The 4,507-nt window shown below is 63.2% G+C and carries 3 protein-coding genes; 1 reads left to right on the top strand and 2 read right to left on the bottom strand.

Annotation, left to right across the window (positions count from 1 at the left end):
* Nucleotides 1-71: 71 nt before the first annotated feature.
* Nucleotides 72-2,105 carry an RNA polymerase sigma factor RpoD gene (gene rpoD / locus SMA01S_RS23830; protein WP_066827950.1) on the bottom strand — a complete coding sequence of 678 codons (2,034 nt, stop codon included), beginning with the start codon at nucleotides 2,103-2,105 and terminating at the stop codon, nucleotides 72-74.
* Between the two features lie 34 nt (nucleotides 2,106-2,139).
* Complete coding sequence (dnaG, locus tag SMA01S_RS23825) at nucleotides 2,140-3,990, bottom strand: DNA primase (RefSeq protein WP_066827948.1); 1,851 nt, start codon at nucleotides 3,988-3,990, stop codon at nucleotides 2,140-2,142.
* Between the two features lie 20 nt (nucleotides 3,991-4,010).
* Here dnaG and SMA01S_RS23820 point away from each other — a divergent pair, with 20 nt between their 5' ends.
* Complete coding sequence (locus SMA01S_RS23820; RefSeq protein WP_218016951.1) at nucleotides 4,011-4,412, top strand: ArsR/SmtB family transcription factor; 402 nt, start codon at nucleotides 4,011-4,013, stop codon at nucleotides 4,410-4,412.
* The last annotated feature ends 95 nt before the right edge of the window (nucleotides 4,413-4,507 follow it).

Raw genomic sequence — 4,507 nt, 5'->3', positions numbered from 1 at the left:
CAAACGGGAGAGGGAAAAAAAAGGCCGCGGCGGTTTCCCGTCGCGGCCTCTTTTTCGTTCGGTGATTGAGCTTACTGGTCGAGGAAGCTGCGCATCTTGCGCGACCGGCTCGGATGCTTGAGCTTCCTCAGCGCCTTCGCCTCGATCTGACGGATACGTTCGCGGGTCACGCTGAACTGCTGGCCGACTTCCTCGAGCGTGTGATCGGTGTTCATCCCGATGCCGAAGCGCATGCGCAGCACGCGTTCCTCGCGCGGGGTGAGCGACGCCAGCACGCGGGTCACCGTTTCCTTGAGGTTGGCCTGGATCGCGGCATCGACCGGAATGACCGCGTTCTTGTCCTCGATGAAATCGCCCAGGTGCGAGTCCTCCTCGTCGCCGATCGGCGTTTCGAGGCTGATCGGTTCCTTGGCGATCTTCATCACCTTGCGGACCTTTTCGAGCGGCATCGACAGGCGCTCGGCCATTTCCTCGGGCGTCGGCTCGCGGCCCTGCTCGTGAAGGAACTGGCGGCTGGTCCGCACCAGCTTGTTGATCGTCTCGATCATATGGACCGGGATGCGGATGGTCCGCGCCTGGTCGGCGATCGAGCGGGTGATCGCCTGACGAATCCACCAGGTCGCATAGGTCGAGAATTTGTAGCCGCGGCGATATTCGAACTTATCGACCGCTTTCATCAGGCCGATATTGCCTTCCTGGATGAGGTCCAGGAACTGCAGCCCGCGATTGGTGTATTTCTTGGCGATCGAGATCACGAGGCGCAGATTGGCCTCGACCATCTCCTTCTTTGCGATGCGCGCCTCGCGCTCGCCCTTCTGCACCATGTTGACGATGCGGCGGAACTCGGGGAGCGCCATGCCGGTCTGCTGCGAGATTTCCGAAATCTCGCCGCGGATGCGGTCGACCGCGCCCGCTTCGTTCGCGGCGAAAGCAGTCCACTTCTTGTCGAGGCCGCCGACTGTGGCGAGCCACGAATCGTCGAGCTCATGGCCCTGATAGCGGTTGAGGAAATCGGCGCGCGCGACCTTGTGGCGCTCGGCCAGGCGCAGCATCTGCCCGCCCAGCGCCGTCAGGCGCCGGTTGAAGCTGTAGAGCTGGTCGACCAGATATTCGATCTTGGCCTGGTGGAACTGCACGCTCTCGACTTCGGCGGTCAGGTCCTCGCGCAGCTTCTGATATTTGCGCTCCTCGGCCCCCGACAATTCGCCGCCGGCACCCATCGCGTCGAGGCGCTGCCCCTGCATCTTGGAGAATTTCTTGTAGATCGACGTGATGTTGGCGAACCGCTCGAGCGCCATCGGCTTGAGCTGCTCTTCCATCTGCGCGAGGCTGAGGGTGTTGTCCTCTTCCTCGTCGTCCGAGATGCGCGGCGCACGACGCTCGGTCATGTCGTCCTCGTCCTCGTCGGCCGACTGGACCTCCTCGGGTTCTTCTTCTTCCTTGAAGCTGGCGCCCGCGGTCTTCTCGCTGATCTCGCCCGAATCGTCGTCCTCGGCGCTTTCGACCTGCTCGGCCGACGGGCCCTTGGACAGCATCGCGTCGAGATCGAGGATCTCGCGCAGCTGCATCGTGCCTTCGTTGAGCGCGGTCGACCAGTCGATGATCGCGTTGAAGGTGATCGGCGATTCGCACAGGCCCAGGATCATCGTGTCGCGGCCGGCTTCGATGCGCTTGGCGATCGCGATCTCACCCTCACGGCTGAGCAACTCGACCGCGCCCATCTCGCGCAGGTACATGCGCACCGGATCGTCGGTGCGGTCGATCGTTTCCTTTTTCTTGGTCTCGAGCGCGGGGGCGTTTTCCTCGGACGAATCGACCGGATCGATATCCTCGTCCTCGTCCTTCTGATCCTCGCCGTCCTCGCCGCCCTCGTCATTCTCGACGACGTTGACGCCCATTTCGTTGAGCGCGGACATTACGTCCTCGATCTGCTCGGACGACATCTGGTCCTGCGGCAACATCTCGTTGAGCTGGTCGACAGTGATGTAGCCGCGCTTCTTGGCGCGAGCGACCAGCTTCTTGATTTCCGCATCATTGAGATCGATCAGCGGAGCGTCGCCCGTCTCAGCCGGTTCTGCCGCTTCCGCCATAGTCGTCTTCACCATCAAATGCCCTCGGTTTTACGCGCTGTGCGTAATTTTACGCGTCATTGTTCGCTTGTATCAGATTTGCAAGCCGCAGTTCCAAAGCACGTTGCTCGCGCAACAGTTCCATTTGCCGTTGGAAAGCTTCATCCGACGTGGACATTTCCAGTTCGGATGTCGCCTGCGCCAGCGCCGCATCGACCTCGGGCCGCGCCACCATGATCGCTATCGCTTCATCCAGATCGGCGCTGGCCCGCTCGGGCTCTGCACCATCTTGGGTAAACGAATAGGGAGTGGCATCGGCCCTCAGCAGATCGGTGGTTATCTGACCAAGTCCTGATGAGCCCAATATGGTGATCAGGCGCTGGCTATCAAGCGCCCGGTCCTCGAGCGCCAGATCGACCACGGCTTCGAACAATCGCCCAAGCGCGCCGTCAGCGAGTTTGAGGCTGCCGAGCACTTCCATATGGCGCGCGATTTCCGTGGGATGGCGGATCAGCCCGGCAAGCACGGCCTTGGCCAGCAGTCGGTCGATCTTCCCGGCGGCGCTTACCGCTTTCGCCTGAGACGTGACGGGCGGCAGGGGAGGCACCCATTTGGCGCCCGGTTTGCGCGGCGTGAACTGGCGCGGAGTGAAATCGCGCTGCGGGCGGGCGAACAGATCCTCGACGCGGCGGCGGAATTCGGCCTGATACTCGTGGCGCACGTCGGGATCGGCGATGGCCTCGGCATGGGTCATCAGCCGGCGCTTGAGCCCCGCGCGCTGTTCGGGCGTATCGAGCGGTTCGGCGGCATGCTCGTGCGCCCATAAGCGATCGACCAGCGATTCCGGTTTTTCGAGCAAAGCCTCGAACGCCGCCGGACCGCGGGCGCGGACCAGATCGTCCGGATCCTGTCCCTCGGGCAAGGTCACGAATCGCAGGCTGCGGCCGGGAGCGAGGCCGGGGAGGGCGCGCAATGCGGCGCGGATCGCTGCCTTCTGTCCCGCCGAATCGCCGTCGAAGCACAGGATCGGCACGTCCGACAGCCGCCACAACCGTTCCAGCTGATGCTCGGTCAGCGCGGTGCCGAGCGGTGCCACCGCCTCGCCGAACCCGGCCTGGGCGAGCGCGATCACGTCCATATAGCCTTCGACCACGATGATCCGGCTCGATTTGCGGCTGGCGGGCGCGGCGCGGTCGAGATTGTAGAGCGTACGCCCCTTGTCGAAGAGCGGGGTGTCGGGGGAATTGAGATATTTCGGCTCGCCCTGGCCGATCACCCGGCCGCCGAACGCGATGACGCGCCCGCGCGCATCGCGGATCGGGATCATCAGCCGCCCGCGGAACCGGTCATACGGTTCCTTGTCGTCGACCTTGATCAGCATGCCTGATTCGATCAGCGCGGGGTCGCCGTAGCTCTTGAGTTCCTCGCGCAGCTTCCCACGCGAATCGGGCGAATAGCCCATGCCGAAGGCGCGTGCCGTCTCCGCCTTGATGCCGCGCCGCTCCAGAACCGCGCGTGCCTCGGCGCCGGCGATGCCGTTCAACTGGTCGGTGAAGAATTGCGCGGCGTCCGCCATCAAGTCGTGCAGGCCCTTGGCACGCTCGGCGCGCTCGACCGACTGGCGATCCTGCGCGGGCATTTCCATGCCGGCTGCCTGGGCGAGTTCCTTGACCGCATCGATGAACGGCAGGCCCTGCTGCTCGGTCATCCAGCGGATCGCATCGCCATGCGCCGAGCAGCCGAAGCAATGATAGAAGCTCTTGTCGTCGTTGACGTAGAACGACGGCGTCTTCTCGTTATGGAACGGGCAACAGCCCTTGAACTCGCGGCCGGCCTTGGTGAGCTTCACCGTCTTGCCGATCAGCGCGGACAGCAAGGTGCGCGCGCGCAATTCGTCCAGGAAGGCAGGGGTGAGACTCACCCGCGCATTATATCACGCTAATGCCGCATCCCCGCCCGGTTTGGCAACCGCGGCGAAATCTCCACTTCGGTATTGCGAATCAGATAAGTATACGCTTATCTGTCGACATGATTGAGAATGAGCTGTTCAAGGCTCTGGCCGACCCGACCCGCCGCGCGATCTTCGAGAAGCTGGCGAGCGGAGCCATGAACGCCAGCGCCTTGCGGGACGGCATGACTATCAGCCAACCGGCAATGTCGCAGCACCTTGCCGTGCTGCGCACCGCACGGCTGGTTCGCGAAGAGCGGCAGGGGCGTTTCGTGAATTATGAGGTCGACCCGGAGGGGCTGGCGCTCATCGCCGCATGGTTGACCAAATACCGCGCTTATTGGCCCGCGCGGATCGATGCGTTGAAGATCTTGCTGAAGGACATGGAGCCATGAGCGATACCGAGCCCGAAAAGCAGGCCGCGAATCTGGTGTTCGAATACGAGCTCGATGCCCCGCCCGAAAAGGTCTGGCGAGCGATCAGCATGCCT

This window comes from Sphingomonas mali NBRC 15500, from assembly GCF_001598415.1.
Taxonomy (GTDB): Bacteria; Pseudomonadota; Alphaproteobacteria; order Sphingomonadales; family Sphingomonadaceae; genus Sphingomonas; species Sphingomonas mali.
Note: the sequence above shows the minus strand (reverse complement) of the source record. Positions and strands in the feature narration are given on the sequence as shown.

What these genes read in the sequence shown, in the direction of transcription:
- rpoD (WP_066827950.1), bottom strand. Translation starts at nt 2,105, where the DNA reads ATGGTGAAGACGACTATGGCGGAAGCGGCAGAACCGGCTGAGACGGGC.
- SMA01S_RS23820 (WP_218016951.1), top strand. Translation starts at nt 4,011, where the DNA reads ATGCCGCATCCCCGCCCGGTTTGGCAACCGCGGCGAAATCTCCACTTC.